Here is a 21,730-nt window from a genome sequence, read left to right as displayed (position 1 = left end):
TCGGCGGCAAATTGACCAAGGCCAAAACCGTTCTACCCCAGCACAGACCTATGGAACTTCGCGAATAGGGCTGAGGCCTCTCAAGTTGGGGACATGTCGGCATAGATCGACGCGTTCGGACAGCGGTTGGTGTCGAAGTCGACACCAAGCTCGATCGCGTTCTGGCAGGCATTGGCGCATTTGCAATGACCGCACGTCTCGGCAAGTTCGAGCGCCAGACCGAAATCGGCATCTATCATCGCGGGCGTCACACCGAAGCGCGCCGCCAGTGTCTCCATCCGCTCGCGCGTCCCGTTCTTGGAAGTGATAAGCCGGGTGAAATCGGCGCGGCTGAGCCCCAGGTCGGCGAGTTCACGGTCTGTTGGCGCGCGTTCCCTGTCCGTTAAGAAATCCCGAAAAAGCGTGGCGATGGTCATGGCGGAACCCTCCCGATTGAAGATGCTTGGACAACGGTAGGGAAAGTGGACATGGCGTTCCTTGATCTGGATCAGATGGCGGCCAACGCATAGGCTGGATGTGAGACCCGACCGTGTTGCAGGTCATCTTGAGTATCATCCCGGCCGTTCGGGGTTTCATCCAGTCCCGTTTTACGGTGCAGGCTGTCTTGCGAGGCCTGACACTCCCGATAATCCACAAAGGGGGGCACGCGGGATAAGAGAAGACCGCTCGTCGATTGTCATATCCTCATCTCTTTCAAGTGCTCTTCGCACACATGGTCAGGTTTGTCAGTCGCACTGGAAGCGCGGAAGCTCCAGTCAATTCCAATCTGCATAATGCAGCGGAATGACGTTCCGTTGTGCGGGATTGTAGCGCGCTGATTTCCTGCCTAGTCTGGCCGCAAGGAGTCGGCTGTCCGGGGAGGACGGGCAGTGGCGCTCTGCCTTGGGAGGGGACAGATGTTCATGCGAAAGACGCCCCAATGACGGCGATGACACCGGAAGAGGCGGTGCGCCACGTGCTCGCGACCGATCCGACGTTCGCGATCCAAGATGTCGACGTGCGGGGAGTGACGGTCAAGGCATTCCAGAACATTCCAGGCACAGTTCCCGCCCTACTGGCTGCCGGATGGGAGCGCCATGGGAACGGCAAGCTCGACTACCTTTCTTACGAGGATGAAACCCTCACCTATGCGGAATTCACTGAGGCGGTCTACCGCATGGCCCATGCGATGCAGGATGAACTGGGCCTCGGCAAGGGCGATCGCGTCGCGATTGCAATGCGGAACTATCCGGAACTGATGATCCTGGTTTTGGCGATTTCGTCGTTCGGGGGCGTCGTCGTCTTCCTGAATGCCTGGTGGACAACGGAAGAGCTTGACTATGCCCTGCAGGACAGTGCCGCCAAGGCGATCTTTGCCGACGGTCCCCGCATGGATCGGCTGCTGCCGCTACGAGAAAAGCTGAGGCTAACGCTGATCGGCGTGCGCGACGGAGAGGGTCGAACGGCACTGGATTTCAACGCGCTTCGTCAGGGCGCCGCTTCGGACATTGCGCCTGAGGTGGAGATCGATACGGACGACGATTTTGCAGTGATGTATTCGTCCGGGACGACCGGGCACCCGAAGGGCGTGGTCCAGACCCATCGCGGAGCAGTGAACGCAGTCTTTTCCTGGCTCTTGCAATCGGTCATCGCCCCGCTGGTCGAGCCGCCGGAAGAGGGCGCACCGGAACCGCCCCGCCCTTCCGCTCTGGTGGTTACGCCCCTGTTTCATGTCACCGCGACGCATCCCTTGTTCCTGCTGAGCCTGCCTGCAGGTGCAAAGATCACGCTGATGCGTAAATGGGATGCAGAGGATGCCGTGCGGCTGATCCGCGATAACAACATCACGCGCCTTCTGGGCGTGCCCACGCAGTCGGCGGAGCTGATGGAAGCGGCCAGACGAATGGGTGAGACCTTGCCGTCGATGGATTACATCGGTGCAGGTGGCGCAAAGCGACCAGCAGCACAGGTGGCGCAACTGGCCGAGGTCTTTCCCAACGCAGGCATTGCGACGGGCTGGGGCATGACCGAGACCAACGCGCTTGGCATCGGGTTGATCGGGGATGAATACAAGGCCCGCCCCGAGGTCGCCGGTAAATTGCACCCGCCGGTCCAAGAGCTGCGGATCATCGATGATGATGGTAACGCCGTGCCAAACGGCACCCTGGGCGAAATCGCCGTCAAGGGGCCGCATATCATGCGCTGCTACCTCAACAAGCCCGAGGCGACGGCGCAGACGGTGGTCGACGGCTGGCTGCGCACCGGCGATCTGGGCACGCTCGATGACGATGGCTATGTCACGATCCTGGACCGCAAGAAGAACATAATCATCCGGGGCGGTGAGAATATCGCCTGCCTCGACGTGGAGGGGGCGCTGCACCGGCACTCGGACGTGCTGGAGGCTGCGGCCTTTCCGGTGCCGGACGACAGGCTGGGCGAGGCGGTGGGGGCGATGGTGCAGTTGCGCGAGGGGTCCAAGATGACCCTTGCAGAGATTACTGCCTTCCTTGACGGTCACCTCGCGAAATTCAAGACACCGACGCATCTCTGGACACAGCACACGCCGCTGATCCGGGGGGCGACCGACAAGATCGACCGCCGCGCCATCCGCGCGGCCTGTCTGGACAAGCAAGAGGCAAAGGTATGAAGACCCCGACAACCGAAGAAACAGCAGCCTATATCGCCGAGGCCGGAAAGCAGGCCTGGGAGGTGCCGGGCCTGCCCGCAGGCACCCCGCTGCGCGAGATCAAGAGCGTCGGCATCATCGGCGCGGGCACCATGGGCGGCGGGATCGCGATGAACTTTGCCACCGCAGGCTATCCGGTGAAGATCGTGGAGACCACCAAGGAGGCGTTGGACCGGGGCCTGTCGGTCGTGCGCGGCAACTACCAGCGGTCAGCGGACAAAGGGCGTTTCCCGCAGGAAGAGGTCGAGGCGCGGATGGGGCGGTTCGACGGGCGGCTCGATATCGCGGATCTGGCGGATTGCGACCTGATCATCGAAGCGGTGTTCGAGGACATGGGGCTGAAGCGGAAGGTGTTCACCGAGCTTGACGCTGTGGTGAAGAAGGGTGCGATCCTTGCCACCAATACTTCCGCACTGAACATCGACGAGATCGCGGGGATGACGCAGAGCCCCGAGGACGTGATCGGGCTGCACTTTTTCTCGCCCGCGAACGTGATGAAACTGCTTGAGATCGTGCGCGCCAAACATACGGCGGATGACGTGGTCGCCACTTGCATGGATCTTGCGAAGAAGATCAACAAGATCGCCACGCTGGTCGGCGTCTGCCCCGGTTTCGTCGGCAACCGCATTCTTTTCGCGCGGCAAAAGCAGGCGAACAAGCTGGTCTACAAGGGCGTCATGCCCTGGGACGTGGACGCGGCGTTCAACGCGTTCGGGCACAAGATGGGACCCTTCCAGATGATGGACCTTGCGGGCCTCGACATCGGCTGGTCCAAGGGGGCCAAGACCGAGAACCCCATCCGCGACGCGCTTTGCGAGATGGACCGGCGCGGGCAGAAAACCAAGGCGGGGTATTACGATTACGACGAGAACCGCACGCCGATCCCGTCCAATGTCACCGCGGGTGTGATCCGCGACATCACCGACGCGCGGCCCATCAACATGGCCGAGGATGAGATCATCGAGACCTGCATCTATCCGATGATCAACGAGGGCGTGAAAATCCTCGAAGAGAACAAGGCGCAGCGGCCTTCGGATATCGATGTGGTCTGGCTGAATGGTTACGGCTGGCCGGCGGACAAGGGCGGGCCGATGTATTACGGCGACATGGTGGGCGCGCAGGCAGTGCTGGACCGTATGGAAAAACTGGGCGCCGAAGACCCCGAATTCGCCCCCGCCGAGACTTTGCGCAAACTGGCCGCGACGGGCGGCAAATTCACCGAGATCGACACCGGAGGGCTGAAAGTATGAGCTATGAATTCATCACGGCAGAGAAGAAGGGCCATATCCTGCTGGTCACGATGAACCGACCCGAGGTCTACAATGCCGTGCATGTCGATATGCACAACGAGATGTCGGACTGCTGGGACGATTTTGCCGCCGACCGCGACCTGTGGGTCGCCGTGCTGACCGGTGCGGGGGACAAGGCTTTTTCCGCGGGCAATGATCTCAAGGCGACCGCTTCGGGCGTGCTGCCCAAGCGGCCCATGACGCCGAAGGGGTTCGCGGGCCTGTCGTCGCGCTTCGATCTGGAAAAGCCGATCATCGCCGCCGTGAACGGTTTCGCCATGGGCGGCGGGTTCGAGACGGCGCTATCCTGCGACATCATCCTTGCCTCGGAGAACGCGAAGTTCGCCCTGCCGGAAGTGAAGGTCGGTTTCTTTGCCGCTGCTTCCGGCGTGCAGCGCCTGACACGCTACATCGGGCGGCTGGCGGCGCAGGAGATGATGTACACGGGCCGGACCATCGATGCGCATGAGGCGCTCAAGCTGGGGTGCGTGAACGAGGTGCATCCCAACGATCAATTGATGGAAAGGGCGATAAAGAAGGCCGAGCAGCTTTGCACCGTGTCCCCTTCTGCCGTCAAGGCGACCAAGCGGGTGATGAACGATCTCTACAAGCGGGACGGGTTTGCCGAAAGCATCGCTTATTCGCGCGAGGTCATCGAAGATTTGCGCAAGACCGAGGATTTCAAGGAAGGCGTCCAAGCCTTCGTCGAGAAACGCGCCCCCCAGTGGGTCAACAAGTAAGAAAAGGGAGACATTGCATGTCCGATACGAATTCACCGCTCAGCCTGAACAATCTCGAGATGTCAGACAGCGCCAAGCCGCTGCTGAACGCCGTGATCAAGCACATCCGCGAGAACGTCGATCCGATCACGGACGAATATTTCGCGATCAACGACACCAAGGAAAACCGCTGGTCCCATACCGAGCGGCAGATGGAACTGCTGGAAGGCGCCAAGCAGAAGGCGCGCGATGCGGGGCTGTGGAACTTCTTCCTGCCCAATGCCGAGACGGGCGAAGGCCTTTCAAACCTCGACTACGCTTACATCGCCGCCGAGCTGGGTAAGAACCCGCTGGCCTCCGAGACGCTGAACTGTTCGGCCCCTGACACAGGCAACATGGAAGTGCTGGAGCGCGTGGGCACGCCCGAGCAGAAGGAAAAGTGGCTGAAGCCGCTCTTGGCCGGTGAAATCCGCTCGGCCTTTGCGATGACGGAACCGGACGTGGCGTCTTCGGACGCCAAGAACATCTCGACCTCCGCCGTGCTGGACAACGGCGAATGGGTCATCAACGGCGAGAAATACTATATCTCCGGCGCGGGCGATCCGCGGTGCAAGATCATGATCGTCATGGTCAAGACCTCGCCCGACGCAGAACCCTTCCGCCAGCAAAGCCAGATCCTCGTCCCGATGGACACGCCCGGAGTTGAGATCCTCGGCCCGATGCATGTCTTCGGCCACGACGACGCGCCGCACGGGCATATGCACATCAAATTCACCAATGTGCGTGTGCCGGAATCGAACATCCTCTGGGGTGAGGGCCGTGGCTTTGAAATCTCCCAGGTCCGCCTTGGTCCGGGCCGTATCCACCACTGCATGCGCTCCATCGGGCAGGCGGAAAAAGCGCTGGACCTGATGATCGAACGCGGCCTGTCCCGCGTGGCGTTCGGCAAGAAGATCGTAGACCTTGGCAAGAACATGGAGACCATCAGCCGCGCCAAGATCGAGATCGAATCCATGCGCCTGCTGGTTCTGAAGGCCGCCAAGGCGATGGACGTGCTGGGCAACAAGGAGGCGCGCATCTGGGTCTCGATGATCAAGGCCAAGGTGCCCGAGCAGGTCTGCGACATCATCGACCAGGCGATGCAGGTGCATGGGGCCACGGGCATTTCCCAGTGGTCGCCGCTGTCGGGCATGTACGCCCAGCAGCGCACGCTGCGCTATGCTGACGGCCCGGACGAGGTGCATCACCACGTCATCGCGCGCCACGAGGTGAAAACCTACCAGGAAAGCAACGCGCGGCAGGCGATCGCGAAATCGCACCAGCCCGAGCGTGGATCGTCGGGGTTCATGGGATGAGCGATCTATTTGACCTGACGGGCAAGGTCGCCCTGCTGACCGGGGCCTCCAAGGGCATGGGTCTGGCGATGGCCACGGCGCTCGCGGATCACGGCGCGACCGTCGTGATCTCGGCCCGCAAGCAAGACCAGCTGGATGCCGCGGCCGAAGCGATCAACGCGCGGGGCAAGGGCAAGGCTTACGGCGTGTCCTGCAACGTGGGCTACAAGGATCAGATTCAGGCGCTGGTGGACAAGACGCATGCGCTGGCCGGACCCATCGACGTGGTGATCGGGAACGCAGGCGTGAACCCCTACTACGGGGTCACGTCCGCGATCCCCGACGATGCCTATGAAAAGACCATGAAGACCAACGTGCAGTCGAACCTCTGGCTGAGCCAGATGGTCGTGCCGGACATGGTGGAGAAAGGGAACGGCTCGCTCGCCTTCACCTCCTCCATCGGGGCGTTCAAGCCGTCCGTGATGCTGGGCACCTACGGCATGTCCAAGCTGGCGCTGATCGGCCTTTGTCGCAACCTCGCGGCCGAGTTCGGGCCCAAGGGCATCCGCTTTAACGCGATCTGCCCCGGTCTGGTGAAAACCGAATTCGCGCGCGAGCTGTGGGACAATCCGGACGTCGAGAAGCGCATCAAGAACGACATCCCCCTGCGCCGCCTAGGCGAGCCGGAGGATTTCGCGGGGCTGGCGGTGTTCCTTGCCTCGGATGCGAGCAAATACATGACCGGGCAGGCGCTGACCGTCTGCGGCGGCTCCAACATGTGGACGTGAGACGATGGATATCAAGGACAAGATTTGCGTGATCACCGGGGCCGCCAGCGGCATCGGACGCGCGCTCTGCGTGGCGTTCAAGGACGCGGGCGCCAGGGAGGTCGTCTGCGTCGACCGCAACGGCGAAGGCGCTGCCGAGACCGCCGAGATGGTGGGCGGTGCGGCCTTTACCGTGGACGTGTCGAAGGAAGATCAGATCACCAAGATGATCGATGAGGTCGAGGCGAACATTGGCCCCATTGACCTCTTCTGGTCGAATGCCGGGATCGCGGTGGGCGGTGGCATGGACACGCCCAACGACGAGTGGCAGCGGGTCTGGGAAGTCAACGTGATGTCTCACGTCTGGGCCGCGCGGCACCTCGTGCCGCTGATGAAAGAGCGGGGCGGCGGATATCTTCTGAACACCGCCTCGGCGGCGGGACTGCTGAACCAGATCGGATCGGCGTCTTATGGTGTAACCAAGCACGCCGCGGTGGGCCTTGCAGAATGGATCGCGCTGACCCACGGGGATGACGGGATCAAGGTATCGGTCCTCTGCCCGCAGGCGGTGCGGACCGAGATGACGCGGGGCCACGAGGACCACGTGGCGGCCATTGACGGGATGCTAGAGCCGGAGCCGGTCGCGCAGATGTGCCTTGAGGCGGTCAAAGAGGAGACTTTCCTCATCCTGCCGCATCCCAAAGTGCTCGATTACATGCGGCACAAGACGGCGGACTACGACCGCTGGATCCGCGGCATGCGCAAGCTGAACCGCCAGTTCGGGCATCTGCCCGACATCGGAAAGGGAGACCAATAGATGATCGGCTACGTCACACTCGGCACTAAAGACATGGAGCGCGCCAAGAAATTCTACGCGGACCTCTTCGCCCCCATGGGTGGCAAGGTCGTCACCGACATGGGCCGCATTGCCTTTATCTCCGTCGCACGCGGCCAGCCCATGGTCGCGGTCTGCGAACCCTACGACAAGGGTGACCCCCAGCCCGGTAACGGCACCATGGTCGCCTTCACCGCCGAGACCAAGCAGGAGGTTGACGAGATGCACGCCCGCGCGCTCGAACTGGGTGCCACCGACGACGGCGCACCGGGCCAGCGCATCCCCGACCGTTTCTATGGCGCCTACGCCCGCGACCCGGACGGCAACAAGATCTGTTTCTTCATCTTCGGCTGATCCCATGCCCCATATCGGCCCGCACGTCACGCTCAACGATCCTGCCTTTATCCACGACACCGCGCAGCTTTTTGGCAAGGTGACGCTGCATGAGGGCAGCTCGGTCTGGCCCTATGTTGTCACCCGCGCCGAGATGCACGAGATCGTCATCGGTGCGCGGACGAACATTCAGGATCACGTGATGATCCACGTGGCCTATGGCGGGCCGACGATTGTGGGCGAGGATTGCTCGATCACGCACCGTGTTGTTCTGCACGGCTGCGAGATCGGGGACAGGGTGCTGATCGGGATCGGGGCGACCATCATGGACGGGGCCAAGATCGGCAGCAATTCCATCGTGGCGGGGCATTCGATTGTCACCGAAGGCTCGGAATTTCCGGAAAACTCAATCATCGCGGGCAGCCCTGCCAAACTGGTGAAGACCCGCGACAACACGGCGGCGAACCTGATGAATGCGCGTTTCTATCACATGAACGCGTTGAATTATACCAAGGGGATCGACCGGCTGACAGCGGAACAGCTGGCGTCCCTGCAGCCATAGAAAAAGGCGCCAGGAGCTTGGACCGAGGTCCGCGCACGTGGCCGAGGCCACAATCCTGACGCCTTCCTAAACAAACGTACCCGGAGGCACATGTGTCTAAATGCTCCAGCCCTTGCGAGCCTTCGCAAGCGGGATCACACCTTGCGATGCGTCCCCCCTACCGGTTCCGGTCCGAAAACCTTTCCCAGCCACGCGCTGGCTTTTGCGCCGACTTCCCTTCAGGCTCTGAAAGACCCTTCTGTTTCGCCCTGCGTCCCGTTTCCATCAACACGGTGTCGGTCCAGTTTTACCCTTTCCTCCGCCGCTCCGGCTCCGAGAGACCTTCGCGTCCCGCTTGGGGTCTGCGACCCTTCGCGTTAATTAAAGGTTGCGCCCGAAGAGGTGAGTCGCGCAACGGATTTTTTCGCCTCTTGCGAAATTTCTTGGGGATAAGTCCCTGTAATAACTTGGGGATTTCCGGTGCGCAGGGCCTATTTGTGCAACTTCGTCAGCCACTTGCGCGGCTGTGGATAACCCTACGTCAGTCCCGCTTTTTCACGGGCCGCATCAGACCCTCCTGCGCGGTGCTAGCCACCAGCCGCCCGTCCTGCGCATAGATCAGACCCCGGTTGAAGCCCCGCGCGCCCCCCGTCCAAGGCGCGTCGAGGTCGTAAAGGTGCCAGTCCGAGAACTCGATCGGCGCATGAAACCACATAGCGTGATCGAGCGAGGCCGTCATCACCTTGCCCTGGAACCAGGTCAGCCCGTGCGGACGCAACGAAGAGCCCAGCAGGTTCATGTCCGAGGCATAGGCCAGCAGGCAGTGCTGCATCTGCGGCCCCTGCCCCTTGGCGGCCTCCATCCGGAACCACAGCTGGTTGTGGTCATCCGTGGCCTCGGGGTTGAAGAAATCACGCGGCGCGACCTCCCGCAGTTCGATGGGCCGCTGGCGCATGAAATCTGCGCGGTGCCGTTCGGGGATGCGGTCCACGACGGTGGCGCGCAGTTCGTCCCGGTTAGGCCAGTTTTCAGGCGCGCCCACGTTCTTCATCGGGTGCTGGTAGTTCCAGCCGTCCTCGTCGATGTGAAAGGACGCCGACATGTTGAAGATCTGCTTACCATGCTGGATCGCCACCACCCGCCGGGTCGTGAAACTGCCCCCGTCGCGCGCGCGGTCGACCTGATAGATCACCGGGATCGACGGATCGCCTGGGCGGATGAAATAGGCGTGCAGCGAGTGGCAGAGCCTCTCCTCTACCGTCCGGTAAGCAGCCATGAGCGCCTGGGCGATTACGTGCCCCCCAAAGATACGCGTGGTCGTCTCGCCCCCGCCTCCGATCCCGCGGAAAAGATCGACCTCAAGCTGTTCGATGTCGAGAAGGTTCAGCAGTTCTTCGGCGGGGGTCATGGGGTGTCCTCGGGTCTGGGCGCAACCATCAGCGTCCTGGACTTGATCCGGGACCGCGTCCGGGAATGCAAGGGTTATGGGGATGGAAGCTATCGTTTTCTAGCAGGCGGACCTGTAACAGTTTCCAGCGCCATCGCCCTCTCGCCAGAATGACTTGCGGCATTCTTTGTTGCCCTCTCGCGTTTGGATAATGCCAGTTTTTGCGAAGCCGGTAGATGAAGATTTCTTTTCCGCGCGCTGGCGGTTGTCAGAAACCCCCGTTTAGAGATAGCGAGGCATTAAGACCTGAAGCCACCGGTCTGACCTGAGTCGAAGACCCTAAATGCATCCGAAAATACTTCTCGCAGTCACGCTCTTCACCGCACTTGCCGCCTGCGACCGTGACCCACCCGCTCTCACGCCACCTGGCCGTGCTGAAGATTTCTTGCGCGCTTCAGACGTGTTGACCGCTGCCCAATGTGAGCTTGACGCCGCCGCAACCCGATCCGATCCTCGCTTTTCAGCGACGAAAGCCGAGATCGCGCTGACGCTTGCCGTTCAGGTCTCGGAAGCGAGCGGCGGTCGCGTAACACTCACAATCCCCATTGCATCCACCGACCTGACACTCCGCCGCGACCGCGTACCGGAAGGCACAGCACTGCGGCTGATGGATTTCCGCGTCACCCATGTTCTCGGCACGACCACGTCCTGCCCAAGCGCCAAAACACCAATAACCGAGGCAGGTCCACGTTACATTGAAGGTGGCCTCGGTCTTGGTGAGTGGATCACGGAAACCGATCGCCTCGTGGCAATTGCCGGTCGGGTGCCGAGAGAAGTGAACTACGCCATGAGTTTCGAGGTTACCCTCAGGGATGATCGCTCTCCTATTTTCTCGCGGATGATCGACGATGTCGATGCCGACTTTTCACGAGAGGACGCAAGCGTACGGGAAACTCGGCACCGGATCGCAGTCACCATTGTTCCGGGCCGACCACGGGAAAGAGAACTGCAAGAGGCCTCCGACCGCTTTCTCGACCGCCTAGATGACTGAAGTCCCGAAAAGCTACGCTCCCTTTCCGAGTTATGGCGGGCTTTGACCTGCTCCTCGCTACGCCCGATTGCCGCCCAGAAGCAGCTATTATTCTCCAAGTGCTCGAAACTCCTTCTTGAGCTTGTCCATGCGTTTCGCAGTAGGCTTGGCGTGTCCTCAGGCCCGTGCGCAGATGGTGGCGTCCCGGACTTGATCCAGAGCAGCTTAGTAGAATGCAGGAGAGCTTCCTTCGAAAACCTCCCGTGTCTACTTTACGGGTACGGACTCAACGGCGGCCGTCGGCTTTCTGATGTTTTTCGTTGACTTCATGCAACACTGGCACGGGCCCGTTCTTTCTGGAAATTCTAGCGCTGCGACGGACTGGAATAGTTGAGATTTCAGGCCTCCTCATGAGAACCGCACACTGTACGCATCTACGTGCAATCAAAACCAAATGAACATTTGAGGTAAATCAAAAACGCGGGGAGCCGTCACATTAACCTCTCCAAGAAAACGTAAGCTTCTGCAGCGCCGTCCAGGCTCGCCTGACGTTTCATCTTGGCCACAAAAAGAAATCAGAGCATGCAATTTTCAGGGAACACCGGCGCTCGTTTTGTCAAAAGCCTCCCTTTCTGGAAAATACTTGGGGAGTTGCTGATCGTTCTGGGTCTATTTTTTCTTGCATCATCTGTTGTTGCCCAGTCGGACACAGCGATTTCTGACAGGGCCCAAAAGGCCGAGGCTGCGTTATGGTCGAATTCTGGCGGGGGCGAGATACGTCAAGCTCGGCATGCGTTGGAAATGTTGGCACAGGCTGGGGATGCCGAGGCACAACGCATTATCGGCCAACACCTCTTGAACGGTTTGGTTCTGGATCAAAATGTTGAGCAAGGCCTGGCATGGCTGGAAAAAGCTGCAAATGGCGGGAACGCATCCGCCGCATCTGAGCTCGGACAGGCCTATCTTTGGGGCCGCTTTGTCGCACGAGATCAGGCACGTGCTTCACAGTTTCTTTATGCCGCAGCTGCCAAGGGTGACGGAGCCGCCCTTGTGGTACTTGGCGAAGAACTTGTCGCGGGCTGGACCCTTCCCCGCAATACGGAAAGAGGTCTAGCTATGCTGGAGCAGGCGGTTGCGCGCGGTGACGCCAAGGCGCAGGTTGTATTGGGCAAGTTGCTCTTGCACGGAAGCGGTCTGAGCGCAGATACGGAGCGAGCAAAGGCCCTATTTGAAGCCGCCGCGGATGCAGATAATGGCGGCGGACTGGTGGCGTATGGCGAATATCTGATGTGGCAGCGGAAGTCACCGGCTGAGGCGGAAGCAATGCTATTGCGTGCCGCTGAACTCGGCGCCACTCAGGCGTGGGTCACGCTCGCCCACGGCGCAATGTACGGCTATCTCGGGGGTGGCTCGGTCTCCCGGGCAAAATTTGACGGCTTTGCGGAAAAGGCGCGGGCGGCAGGCGAGGACGATATCGCGGTCCTTGAGGCCAAGCGCAACATGTGGGGAATCAGCATGCGCGCCAACGGGTCCAAAACGCTTGGCCGCTTACGAGATGCTGCAAAAAGCGGAAATGTCGCCGCTGCCCGTTTCCTGATTGAGCTTCTGCGTGATGGAAACGGACTGAACATACGTCGTGACCTTGCGGCGGCAGCGGCAGCACTAGAAAGCTATGGCGGGCTTATTGGCGTGACAGCCAAAGCACAATATGAACTGACGTTAGCGGCCTCGAAGGCGCAAAATAGGTCTGCCTATCGCCAGGTGGCGTTAGCCTATTCGGCGCGACCGGACCTAAAGTCCCGCTGGTTTGGGCAGGAAATCGCCAAGGCTAACCCGAATGTTGCTATCTACATCCTGCAGCAAAAATTGCAGGAGAGTGGCCGCTATTCTGGTCCGCTAGATGGTTATGCGCAGCGCTCCACATTGCGCGCCCTCTACAAAGCCTGCCGTACTCTGGACAATCCTGAACGGTGTGACCACGGCACCATACGACCCGACATTATCGGGTCACTCCTAGCGCTATAGTCATCTGAGCCGACAAACTACTTTCAGGCACAAACGATGCCGAATAAGGAGAGTGTCAAAATTCGCGCAATTTGACAGAATCTTGCCAAAGGCGAAGTTTTGCCAAAGTTTTTCCTTATCGGTGCCTTTTGACATCAGTTCTATCCAACGGGTTGGGGCGTGACCGGCCTTTGCCGGCTATGAGACTAAGTTGGATAAGTCGGATGAAAATGAACGAGCTAAAAACGTTTCGCCCCCCCTTCCCAATAGACGCGTCATCTGACAGCGGAAAGACAGTCTTGGTGGCCGGGGGAGCCGGTTTTATCGGGTCAAATCTGTGTCACAGACTGATTGCGCAGGGGGATCGCGTCATCTGTCTCGACAACATGGAAACAGGACGGTTTGAAAACCTTACAAGCTTGCTTCCGCGTCAGAACTTCGCGTTTATCCTGCACGACATTGTCGTGCCATTTGAACTAGATGGCAAGGTGGACCGGATCTATAATCTCGCCTGTCCGGGTTCACCACCGAAATATCAGCGGAACCCGATCCATACGTTCAAAACCTCGATCCTCGGTGGGATTAACTTGCTTGAGCTGGCTGAAAGGAAATCAGCGCGAATCCTGCTAAGTTCAACGTCGGAAGTGTATGGCGATCCCGATGTCTCGCCTCAGTCTGAGCTGTATCGCGGCTTGGTAAATACGATCGGTCCCCGCGCCTGCTATGATGAAGGAAAGCGAGGCGCAGAGACCCTGTTTCACGAAATGCATGAACGCGAAGGCGTCGATACGCGGATCGCCCGGATCTTTAACACCTATGGACCGCGAATGGACCTCGAAGACGGGCGCGTGGTTTCGAATTTTATACTTCAAGCGTGCACAGGCACTGATCTGACAGTCTATGGTGATGGGCGTCAGACACGGTCATTTTGTTACATTGATGACATGCTGGATGGACTGATCAAGCTCATGGAAACCGAAGACCAATTCGGCTCAATCGACGACCCCGTGAACCTTGGAAATCCGGAGGAGTGCACGATGCTGGAGTTGGCCAAAATTATCTTGGAGATGACAAGCTCCCCATCCAAACTGGTCTACTGTGAGCTGCCGGTCGATGACCCGCGGCAGCGGTGCCCAGACATTACCCGCGCCAAGGCCCTTTTGGGCTGGTCGCCCCAATTTCCGATGCGGGAGGGGTTGGCACCAACAATCGCATATTTCCGACACGAACTGGACCTCCAACAGCACGTTGCAGAGAATGTCGGGTGATCAGGCCGGACGGCAAAGCAGTTCTTGTTACCGGCGGGGCCGGCTATATCGGCAGCCACGCTTGCAAAGCGTTGGCACGGGCTGGATTCCGGCCTGTAGTGATCGACAACCTATCTCGCGGCCATGCCGATGCGGTAAGATGGGGCCCGTTGATCAAAGGTGACCTACGCGACACCTCGCTGGTAAGCGATACTATCCGGACCCAAGGAATAGTTGCTGTCATGCACTTCGCAGCCCTCGCTTCTGTTGGGGAAAGCATGCGCGAGCCCGGCATCTATTACGAAAACAACGTGGGTGGGATGATTTCACTTTTGTCCGCAATGGAGCAGGAAAAAGTGGACAAGATCGTCTTCTCGTCCAGTTGCGCCACCTACGGAATCCCTGATCACCAACCCATCAGGGAGGATGCACCGCAAATTCCGATCAATCCTTATGGGCGGACTAAATTGATCTGCGAATGGATGCTGCGAGATAAAGGGGTAGCCACAGGGCTACGCTATGTCGCGCTGCGATATTTCAATGCAGCGGGAGCCGACCCAGAGGGCGAAGTCGGGGAACGCCATGACCCTGAAACGCATATTGTACCGCTGGCGTTGATGGCGGCGTACGGGCGGTCGGAATTGCAGGTATTCGGCACAGATTATCCCACGCCCGACGGTACCTGCATCCGCGATTACATCCACGTGCATGATCTGGCGCACGCACATCTCATGGCACTCAATTATCTACTTAACGGTGGGGAAAGCGTGGCTCTGAACCTCGGCACAGGACACGGGCATTCGGTGATCGACGTTATCAATGCGGTTGAGCGCGTAACCGGACGTCCAGTCGCGCGCAGAGACTTACCTCGCCGTTCGGGGGACCCACCTGAATTATGCGCGGTTCCGACTAAGGCCAAACAGACTCTTGGATTCCAAGCACAATCCGTCGATCTCGACAGAATAATAGCCGATGCCGCCCCATGGTTTGATCAGCCCGGTGGTCCATGAAGAAGCCGCGCAGGCATCATCCGGCGGTCGATCCGCGGCCCTACCTGACACCGATGCTCAACGGCTGGCGTGCCTATAAATACTACTCAATCGCTGCGAGTTGGTTGGTTGCAGCGGCGTGGTTTTGGTCTTGGTGGCTTCAGCCCGAACACATGATCGGCCCGGGCCGGTTCTGGATCGTGACAGCGGCTCTGGTTTGGATTTGGGGGATGCAGCTTTACTTCGTAATGATCTTCCTTCAGGCCCGCCGCCCCTCGGCGCCAGCACCTGAACCGGGACATTGGCGGGTCGCAATGATTACGACCAAAACACCGTCGGAAAGTTTTGAGGTCGTGCGCGAAACACTTGAGGCAATGCTGGATCAGGACTATCCGCACGATACGTGGCTGGCTGACGAGGACCCGAACGACGAGACCAGAGCTTGGTGCGCTGAAAACCAAGTAAAGCTATCCACACGCAAGGGCGTTGCAGAGTACCATCGCACCGAATGGCCACGCCGGACCCGCTGCAAGGAGGGCAATCTTTCCTATTTCTATGACCGCTGGGGATATCAGAAATACGATATCGTCAGCCAGTTGGATGCTGATCACGTGCCCGCCCCGGGATATTTACGCGAGATGCTGCGCCCTTTCGCAGACGAGACGGTGGGCTATGTTTCTGCCCCTTCGATCTGTGCCGCAAATGCCAAACGCAGCTGGGCTGCACGCACGCGGCTTTTTTCGGAAGCTGCATTTCACGGCGCGTTTCAGTCTGGGTACTCTGGTGTTCTCACACCAATGTGCATCGGCTCACACTACTCGGTGCGTACGAACGCACTGAAGCAAGCAGGGGGGCTTGGGCCTGAACTGGCCGAGGATCATTCAACCACAATGCTAATTTCTGCGGCAGGCTGGCGTGGTGTCCACTCGCCCGATGCGATCGCGATCGGGCAAGGTCCGGAAACGCTGGCCGATCTGGTAACTCAAGAGTTCCAGTGGTCTCGATCGTTGCTGACGTTGTTACTGAAGTTTACACCAAGGTATCTTGGCCGACTCCCACTGCGACTTAAGCTGCTCTTTCTGCTTTGCCAGACATGGTACGTGTTCTTCGCATTAACAATGTCGTTGATGTACCTCGTACCGATCATCGCCGTAACATTCGATGTTCGTATTGCCGACGTAACTTATCCCGCATTTCTTGGCCATTCCCTTCCGGCGGTAGCGGTCATGATCCTTTTTGCCTACTCGATGAAACGCGACGGTTTCCTCCGCCCTACCTGGGCCCGGGTACTGGCTTGGGAAAAGGTATTATTTGTAATGATACAATGGCCTTGGGTCCTTTGGGGCTGCGTTATGGCCCTACGCGATCGGATTACCGGTGAGTTCGTAGATTTCCAAATTACGCCAAAGGGGACGCAGCCGGGTGAGCCTTTGCCGGGAAAGATCATCACGGTCTATGCGCTGCTGGCAGCCGGTGCTGCCATGCCGGTGCTCTTGGTTTCAGATGTAACGGATGCACGCGGTTTCTACCTCCTGTCACTGTTCAATACCTGCCTATATGTGATCCTCCTGACTGTTACACTTATCTCTCAGCTACGCCGGGCGCGTGGGCGAGCAGAAGTAAGACGAAAAATTTTCGCGCGTGACCTGTCGACTTTGAGCCTGATCATCGCGCTCTTCATCTCGGCCCTTACAGTCCGAGGCGAGGAGAGTTTTCACGCCCTCGCTATTGGACTTGATGCAGTGGGTTTGGTCAGCGTTCAGCACGGCGTTTCTGGGGCCGGAATGGGCGGGGAAGGCAATGTCCGAGTCAAGTTCGAACCGTTCTGGTCTGACACGAATAAAAATCTTTAAGCAAAGGAGACTTGAAAGATGAACCGAAGCCTTATCAAAGCCCTGAGAGCGCTTGCGGTTGCGCCGATGATGTCTGTCACAATAGCAGTGGGTTGCGCCATGGCGCAGTCCGCGCCGCCCGGAGAACTTCCTTTCGGCGTATACGATCCAGACGGGGATTTTGCGCCGGAAACCGAGGTTGTTATCGAGCACCTGTTTCTTCCGTGGGAGGACGTTTTCCTTGAGACGCTCTACGATGCAGACGACTACGCCCTAGAACGAAACCGAGCACTGCTGGTCACCCTGGAACCCTGGACATGGTCTCGCAGCGAACGTAATACAGCGCGCTACTTGCGCAGCGGTATTGAAAGCGGTCGATACGATCCCAACATGACTGCTGTCTGCGAGGTCTTAGCTACCCTCAAAAGTCCAGTTACCCTGCGCTTCGCACATGAGATGGATGACCGAAGCGGGCAATTTATCTGGGCTGGCTGGAATGCAGACACCTACATCAGCGCCTATCGCCGTATGATTGACGTGTGCCGGGCCTCAGCTCCCGATATCACTGTGATGTGGTCGCCTTTGGGTGACGAGGATATGGCCCAATACTACCCAGGCGACGGCTATGCTGACCTAATCGGACTGACGGTTTTCGGCTTACAAGCATGGGATCAGGCCAAACACGGTTATGACAGAACGTTCGATGAAATCTTCACACCCCGGTACGAACGTGCGGCGGCCTTTGAGAAGCCGGTGGTTGTCGCTGAGCTCGGCTATGTGGGCAAAGCCGACTATGTCGACATGTGGAGGAATTCTGTCCGCAAGGTCAAGGAAACCTACCCTCAGTTGGTTGGTGTTGTGTACTTCAACTACCCTGAGGTCTATCCATGGCCCGAAGGTTTCGGCGCGCCAGATTGGCGCATCAAGAACCAAGTACTCGAATGAAGCCGAACATATCTAAAGGCGGGCGCGTAGGGGGTTTGCTGTGCGCCCGCTTTCATTGATTGCCCAATTTCTGCCGATTGCCCGCCGTAAAAAGGAAAGAGTTGACGCTTACTCTTCTTTTGCGCGATTTCATTTGAAATAGGCGAAAGAGGCAAACTTGGCCTCCATCTTACGCGATGCGGAAACAACAAATTTTGTGAAAGGTAGAGTACGATGATCAAAACCACTTTTCCGAAGCTTCTATTTGTTCTGATGGTCTCTGGACCGTTCTCTCTCGCATCGCCCGCGAAAGCAGAGGCCCCCATCACTCCCCAAAAACCAAGCGCTTCGGCAGCGGTATCGGTGGCAGGTGTAGGAAAAGCTCGGTTCGACTGGCTCGCGAAAACAGGTAACAGAATGGCGGATCGCAACCGCGTCGTTCAAAAAGCCTCTTTGGGCAATGGAAGTTGGATCTGCTCTCCTGCAGGCTTCAACCGTAAATCCCACTGCTTTAGGCGCTGACTCCCTGTCTTATGCCGATGACAGCTATAAGGTGAGTTCAGATCTTGATAGTTGTCTTTGACGTATAATGCCCGCTCTTCGTAACTGGTACTATCACACAAATCGTTATTGGCGTTGAACTCAAAGCAAAGACTGTCTAGCGCGTTAGTTCTCAGATCGCCGAGCGGCATAATTCACAAAGAATTCAAAACTATCCGGGTTAGCCATACTGTCTCGGTTCACCACCCGCTGAGGATTTTCACCCAAGAGCAGCTTCTTCACCGGCACCTCCAGCTTCTTCCCCGAAAGCGTCCTCGGCACTTCTTTGATCTCGACAATCTCGTTTGGCACGAAGCGCGCCGAGACCTGAGACCGGATCGCAGCGTTGATCTTGTCCTTCAGCGCGTCGTCCAGCGCAGCGCCCTCAGCAGGCACCACGAAGAGCGGCATGAAACTCTCACGCCCGAGGAATTCCAGATCGACTACGAGCGAATCCATCACCTCCGGCAGCCCCTCGACCGCCTGGTAGATCTCGGCCGAGCCCAGCCGCAGCCCCTTGCGGTTGATCGTGGCGTCCGAGCGGCCGTAGATCACCGAAGACCCGTCCTCGGCAATCGAAATCCAGTCGCCGTGGCGCCAGACGCCCGGATAGGTGTCGAAATAGCTGTCGTGCAGGCGTGATCCGTCCGTATCGCCCCAGAAGAACAGCGGCATCGAGGGCAGCGGCTCGGTGCAGACCAACTCGCCCACCTCGCCAAATATCTCGTTGCCTTGCATGTCAAAGGCCCGCACCGCGTTCCCCAGCGCGCGGCACTGCATCTCGCCCGCCTTGACGGGCATGCCGGGGTGGCCCATGACGAAAGCCCCGGCAAGGTCGGTGCCACCCGAGATGGGGGCGAGCCACTGGTCCGCCTTCACGTCGCGGTAAATCCAGTCGTAGGCGTCCCCCGACAGCGGCGAACCGGTCGAGCCCATGGAGCGGAGAGCGCTCAGGTCCACATCCTCGCGCGGTTTGATCCCGGCCTTGCGGCAGGTATCGAAGAAAGCCGCCCCCGCGCCAAAAAACGTCAGCCGTTCATCGGCCACAAAACGCCAGACGACGCCGAGATCGGGGTGATGCGGCGCGCCATCGTACATGGCAACCGTCGCTCCCTGCCCCAGAGCCATGAACTGGTTATTCCACATGATCCAGCCCGAAGAGGTCAGCCAGCAGTAGCGGTCCTTCGATGTGATGTCCTTGTGCAGCGAATGCTTGCAGGACTCCAAGATGATCCCGCCGTGCCCGTGCACGATGGGCTTGGGGTTCCCGGTGGTACCCGAGGAATAGACGATCCAGAGCGGGTGTTCGAAATCCACCTGCGCGGCCTCGTAGGGCACGTCGTCACCCGTCAGATCGTCCCATGCGATGTGGCCCTCGGGCAGGTCGCCCACTACGGGTTTAGTCACGAAATGCTGCACCGAAGGCAGCCCCGCGCCGATCTGTGCGAGGATATCACGCCGGTCGATCGTCTTGCCCGCGTGTACATAGCCGTCCTGCGCGATCAGCACCTTCGGTTCGATCTGCTGGAACCGGTCGAGGATCGCCACATGGCCCATGTCTGGCGCGCAGAGGGACCACGCTGCACCGATACTGACCGCTGCCAGAAAGGCGGTGAAGGCGGTTTCCGTATTGGGCAGGATCGCGACCACCCGGTCGCCTTCCTCCACCCCCATCGCGCGCAGGCGTGCCGCAACGCTGGCGACCTGCTGGCGAAGTCGACCCCATGTCAATTCCTTCCGCCCAAAGGTCTCCGACTGCACGACCAGCGCAACCTCCCCCTCATGCCCCTCGGCATGTTTGAGGATATTGTCCGTGAAATTCAGCTTCCCACCCGTGCCCCACTCCATATCGGGCATCTTGCGTTTGACGAGCAGCGTTTCGGGCCGCACGCTGGCACGCACCTCGAAGAAATCCCAGATCGCGTTCCAGAAGGATTCCAGATCATCGACGGACCAGCGCCACATGGCGTTGTAGTCCTCGAATTCCAACCCCAGCCTTTCCCCTACGAACCGCTCGAAGGCAGCCATCGTGGACGACTCGTAGCGCTCAGCCGTGGGCGTCCAGAGAACCCTACTCACCTCAGCGCCCCCTGCACCAACGCCTTGAGCTGCGAGCGCGACGGATAGGATGAAGAGGGCGAAAGCTGGGTAAAGAAGATCACCGACAGATCATGCTGCCGGTCCACCCAGAAGAAAGTCGAGGCCATTCCGCCCCACGAGAAATCGCCAACCGACCCCGGCACCCGTGCGCGCCCCGGCTCAAGCACGACGGCCCCGCCGAGGCCAAATCCCATGCCCTCCATCGGCTGTTCTGCAAAGCTTTGCGGCCCCATGGACGCAATCTCGCCCGGCAGGTGGTTGCGCATCATGAAGTTGAGCGTATGCGGCGACAGGATACCCTTGCCGCCTGCGCGCAGCATATCGACGAATTTCATGTAGTCGTCGATGGTCCCGACAAGACCGCCGCCACCGGAGTGCATCTTGGTGGTGAGATAGGGCGACTCCACGCTATCATCAGCCTGCCGCAGCGTTTCCGCGCTTTTGGTGACCGCGTTCAGATCAAACGAATCCCCCGCCAGCGGCGTGTAAAGGCAGGCAAAGCGGTCCCGCGCGCCCTCCGGCACGGCGAACCGCGTCTCGTCCATCCCCAAAGGTCCAAGGATTTCGTCGACCAGATAGTCCTCGAACGACTTTCCCGAGATCACCTCGACCACGCGGCCGATGATGTCGATGCCCACCGAGTATTCCCACCGCGCGCCAGGACGGAAAACCAGCGGCAAGGTCGCAATCGCATCCGCCGCCTCGGCCAGCGTCCGCTGACCCGGGCCGAAGTCGAGCTTGCCCTCGGCCATCGTCGCGGGCACCGCTCCTGGGTTGAAAGAGTAGGTCAGTCCCGAAGTATGCGTCAGCAACTGATGCAGCGTCGGCGGCGCGCAGGGCTCCACCTGATCCAGTGTTACAGCTCCCGGTACGAGACAGCGGGCATTGGCAAAACCGGGGATGAACTCGGACACGGGCGCATCCAAATGCACCAATCCACGTTCGACCAGCGTCATCATGGCGACGGAGGTGACGGGCTTGGTCATAGAATAGATGCGTGCCACAGTGTCGCGGCTCCATAACACTTCACCCTCTACATCACGCAGCCCGCACTCGTGGTAGAAAACCTCCTTGCCGCCCTGCGCGATCAGCGCCGCACAGCCCGGATACTTGCGCGCATCCACGTAGCCCTGCATCCATCCTTTGATCCGCGCGAGCCTTTCCTTGTCAAAGCCGCCCATCAGATCCTCCTTC

The 21,730-nt window shown here is 59.3% G+C and carries 19 protein-coding genes; 15 read left to right on the top strand and 4 right to left on the bottom strand.

Features of this window, described 5'->3' with window-relative positions; translation table 11 throughout:
* Positions 1–80: 80 nt before the first annotated feature.
* Positions 81–416, bottom strand: coding sequence for a hypothetical protein (locus AB2B41_RS12490; RefSeq protein WP_367878128.1), 336 nt, complete (start codon positions 414–416; stop codon positions 81–83).
* A 503-nt stretch (positions 417–919) separates the two neighbouring features.
* Here AB2B41_RS12490 and AB2B41_RS12485 point away from each other — a divergent pair.
* The 8 genes from AB2B41_RS12485 to AB2B41_RS12450 are packed head-to-tail and all read left to right on the top strand — an operon-like array spanning position 920 to position 8,504.
* Complete coding sequence (locus AB2B41_RS12485; RefSeq protein ID WP_367878127.1) at positions 920–2,626, top strand: class I adenylate-forming enzyme family protein; 1,707 nt, start codon at positions 920–922, stop codon at positions 2,624–2,626.
* On the top strand, positions 2,623–3,915 hold the full coding sequence (locus AB2B41_RS12480) for a 3-hydroxyacyl-CoA dehydrogenase (RefSeq protein WP_367878126.1): 1,293 nt from the start codon (positions 2,623–2,625) through the stop codon (positions 3,913–3,915). The genes AB2B41_RS12485 and AB2B41_RS12480 overlap by 4 nt, the downstream gene beginning before the upstream one ends.
* A complete protein-coding gene (locus tag AB2B41_RS12475) occupies positions 3,912–4,694 on the top strand; it encodes an enoyl-CoA hydratase-related protein (RefSeq protein ID WP_367878125.1) in 783 nt (260 codons plus the stop codon). Before AB2B41_RS12480 ends, AB2B41_RS12475 begins: the two co-directional genes overlap by 4 nt.
* Positions 4,695–4,711: 17 nt before the next feature.
* The gene (locus tag AB2B41_RS12470; RefSeq protein ID WP_367878124.1) at positions 4,712–6,028 is read left to right on the top strand and encodes an acyl-CoA dehydrogenase family protein; all 1,317 of its coding nucleotides are present in this window, start codon (positions 4,712–4,714) and stop codon (positions 6,026–6,028) included.
* On the top strand, positions 6,025–6,795 hold the full coding sequence (locus AB2B41_RS12465; protein WP_367878123.1) for an SDR family NAD(P)-dependent oxidoreductase: 771 nt from the start codon (positions 6,025–6,027) through the stop codon (positions 6,793–6,795). Before AB2B41_RS12470 ends, AB2B41_RS12465 begins: the two co-directional genes overlap by 4 nt.
* A 4-nt stretch (positions 6,796–6,799) precedes the next feature.
* On the top strand, positions 6,800–7,591 hold the full coding sequence (locus tag AB2B41_RS12460) for an SDR family oxidoreductase (RefSeq protein WP_367878122.1): 792 nt from the start codon (positions 6,800–6,802) through the stop codon (positions 7,589–7,591).
* Positions 7,592–7,963: a VOC family protein gene (locus AB2B41_RS12455; RefSeq protein WP_367878121.1), complete on the top strand. Its 372-nt coding sequence runs from the start codon at positions 7,592–7,594 to the stop codon at positions 7,961–7,963.
* Positions 7,964–7,967: 4 nt separating this feature from the next.
* Entirely contained in the window at positions 7,968–8,504 is a 537-nt protein-coding gene (locus AB2B41_RS12450; RefSeq protein WP_367878120.1) for a gamma carbonic anhydrase family protein, read from the top strand.
* Positions 8,505–9,024: 520 nt separating this feature from the next.
* On the opposite strand, the gene AB2B41_RS12445 is transcribed toward AB2B41_RS12450, so the two are convergent.
* The gene (locus AB2B41_RS12445) at positions 9,025–9,891 is read right to left on the bottom strand and encodes an acyl-CoA thioesterase (protein ID WP_367878119.1); all 867 of its coding nucleotides are present in this window, start codon (positions 9,889–9,891) and stop codon (positions 9,025–9,027) included.
* Positions 9,892–10,213: 322 nt separating this feature from the next.
* Here AB2B41_RS12445 and AB2B41_RS12440 point away from each other — a divergent pair, with 322 nt between their 5' ends.
* The 7 genes from AB2B41_RS12440 to AB2B41_RS12410 all read left to right on the top strand — a co-directional run bounded on the left by AB2B41_RS12440 (position 10,214) and on the right by AB2B41_RS12410 (position 18,418).
* Complete coding sequence (locus AB2B41_RS12440; RefSeq protein ID WP_367878118.1) at positions 10,214–10,921, top strand: hypothetical protein; 708 nt, start codon at positions 10,214–10,216, stop codon at positions 10,919–10,921.
* A 537-nt stretch (positions 10,922–11,458) separates the two neighbouring features.
* The gene (locus AB2B41_RS12435) at positions 11,459–12,925 is read left to right on the top strand and encodes a tetratricopeptide repeat protein (protein ID WP_367878117.1); all 1,467 of its coding nucleotides are present in this window, start codon (positions 11,459–11,461) and stop codon (positions 12,923–12,925) included.
* 203 nt (positions 12,926–13,128) lie between these two features.
* The gene (locus AB2B41_RS12430; RefSeq protein WP_367878116.1) at positions 13,129–14,172 is read left to right on the top strand and encodes a UDP-glucuronic acid decarboxylase family protein; all 1,044 of its coding nucleotides are present in this window, start codon (positions 13,129–13,131) and stop codon (positions 14,170–14,172) included.
* Positions 14,169–15,161 carry a UDP-glucose 4-epimerase GalE gene (gene galE, locus AB2B41_RS12425; RefSeq protein ID WP_367878115.1) on the top strand — a complete coding sequence of 331 codons (993 nt, stop codon included), beginning with the start codon at positions 14,169–14,171 and terminating at the stop codon, positions 15,159–15,161. The genes AB2B41_RS12430 and galE overlap by 4 nt, the downstream gene beginning before the upstream one ends.
* The gene (locus tag AB2B41_RS12420; protein WP_367878114.1) at positions 15,158–16,993 is read left to right on the top strand and encodes a glycosyltransferase family 2 protein; all 1,836 of its coding nucleotides are present in this window, start codon (positions 15,158–15,160) and stop codon (positions 16,991–16,993) included. The genes galE and AB2B41_RS12420 overlap by 4 nt, the downstream gene beginning before the upstream one ends.
* A gap of 18 nt (positions 16,994–17,011) precedes the next feature.
* Positions 17,012–17,917, top strand: coding sequence for a glycosyl hydrolase (locus tag AB2B41_RS12415; RefSeq protein WP_367878113.1), 906 nt, complete (start codon positions 17,012–17,014; stop codon positions 17,915–17,917).
* A gap of 213 nt (positions 17,918–18,130) precedes the next feature.
* The gene (locus AB2B41_RS12410; protein ID WP_367878112.1) at positions 18,131–18,418 is read left to right on the top strand and encodes a hypothetical protein; all 288 of its coding nucleotides are present in this window, start codon (positions 18,131–18,133) and stop codon (positions 18,416–18,418) included.
* A 144-nt stretch (positions 18,419–18,562) separates the two neighbouring features.
* Here AB2B41_RS12410 and AB2B41_RS12405 read toward each other — a convergent pair whose 3' ends face one another.
* Positions 18,563–20,515 (bottom strand): acetoacetate--CoA ligase, encoded by a 1,953-nt coding sequence (locus tag AB2B41_RS12405; protein ID WP_367878111.1) that lies wholly within the window; start codon positions 20,513–20,515, stop codon positions 18,563–18,565.
* On the bottom strand, positions 20,512–21,717 hold the full coding sequence (locus tag AB2B41_RS12400; protein WP_367878110.1) for a serine hydrolase domain-containing protein: 1,206 nt from the start codon (positions 21,715–21,717) through the stop codon (positions 20,512–20,514). The genes AB2B41_RS12405 and AB2B41_RS12400 overlap by 4 nt, the downstream gene beginning before the upstream one ends.
* Between the last annotated feature and the right edge of the window lie 13 nt (positions 21,718–21,730).

Source organism: Sulfitobacter sediminis, from assembly GCF_040811725.1.
Lineage (GTDB): Bacteria > Pseudomonadota > Alphaproteobacteria > Rhodobacterales > Rhodobacteraceae > Sulfitobacter > Sulfitobacter sediminis.
This window is presented reverse-complemented; position numbering and strand designations above follow the sequence as displayed.

Coding starts and splice junctions, on each gene's coding strand:
- AB2B41_RS12490 (WP_367878128.1), bottom strand. CDS start 416: ATGACCATCGCCACGCTTTTTCGGGATTTCTTAACGGACAGGGAACGC.
- AB2B41_RS12485 (WP_367878127.1), top strand. CDS start 920: ATGACGGCGATGACACCGGAAGAGGCGGTGCGCCACGTGCTCGCGACC.
- AB2B41_RS12480 (WP_367878126.1), top strand. CDS start 2,623: ATGAAGACCCCGACAACCGAAGAAACAGCAGCCTATATCGCCGAGGCC.
- AB2B41_RS12475 (WP_367878125.1), top strand. CDS start 3,912: ATGAGCTATGAATTCATCACGGCAGAGAAGAAGGGCCATATCCTGCTG.
- AB2B41_RS12470 (WP_367878124.1), top strand. CDS start 4,712: ATGTCCGATACGAATTCACCGCTCAGCCTGAACAATCTCGAGATGTCA.
- AB2B41_RS12465 (WP_367878123.1), top strand. CDS start 6,025: ATGAGCGATCTATTTGACCTGACGGGCAAGGTCGCCCTGCTGACCGGG.
- AB2B41_RS12460 (WP_367878122.1), top strand. CDS start 6,800: ATGGATATCAAGGACAAGATTTGCGTGATCACCGGGGCCGCCAGCGGC.
- AB2B41_RS12455 (WP_367878121.1), top strand. CDS start 7,592: ATGATCGGCTACGTCACACTCGGCACTAAAGACATGGAGCGCGCCAAG.
- AB2B41_RS12450 (WP_367878120.1), top strand. CDS start 7,968: ATGCCCCATATCGGCCCGCACGTCACGCTCAACGATCCTGCCTTTATC.
- AB2B41_RS12445 (WP_367878119.1), bottom strand. CDS start 9,891: ATGACCCCCGCCGAAGAACTGCTGAACCTTCTCGACATCGAACAGCTT.
- AB2B41_RS12440 (WP_367878118.1), top strand. CDS start 10,214: ATGCATCCGAAAATACTTCTCGCAGTCACGCTCTTCACCGCACTTGCC.
- AB2B41_RS12430 (WP_367878116.1), top strand. CDS start 13,129: ATGAAAATGAACGAGCTAAAAACGTTTCGCCCCCCCTTCCCAATAGAC.
- AB2B41_RS12420 (WP_367878114.1), top strand. CDS start 15,158: ATGAAGAAGCCGCGCAGGCATCATCCGGCGGTCGATCCGCGGCCCTAC.
- AB2B41_RS12415 (WP_367878113.1), top strand. CDS start 17,012: ATGAACCGAAGCCTTATCAAAGCCCTGAGAGCGCTTGCGGTTGCGCCG.
- AB2B41_RS12410 (WP_367878112.1), top strand. CDS start 18,131: ATGATCAAAACCACTTTTCCGAAGCTTCTATTTGTTCTGATGGTCTCT.
- AB2B41_RS12400 (WP_367878110.1), bottom strand. CDS start 21,717: ATGGGCGGCTTTGACAAGGAAAGGCTCGCGCGGATCAAAGGATGGATG.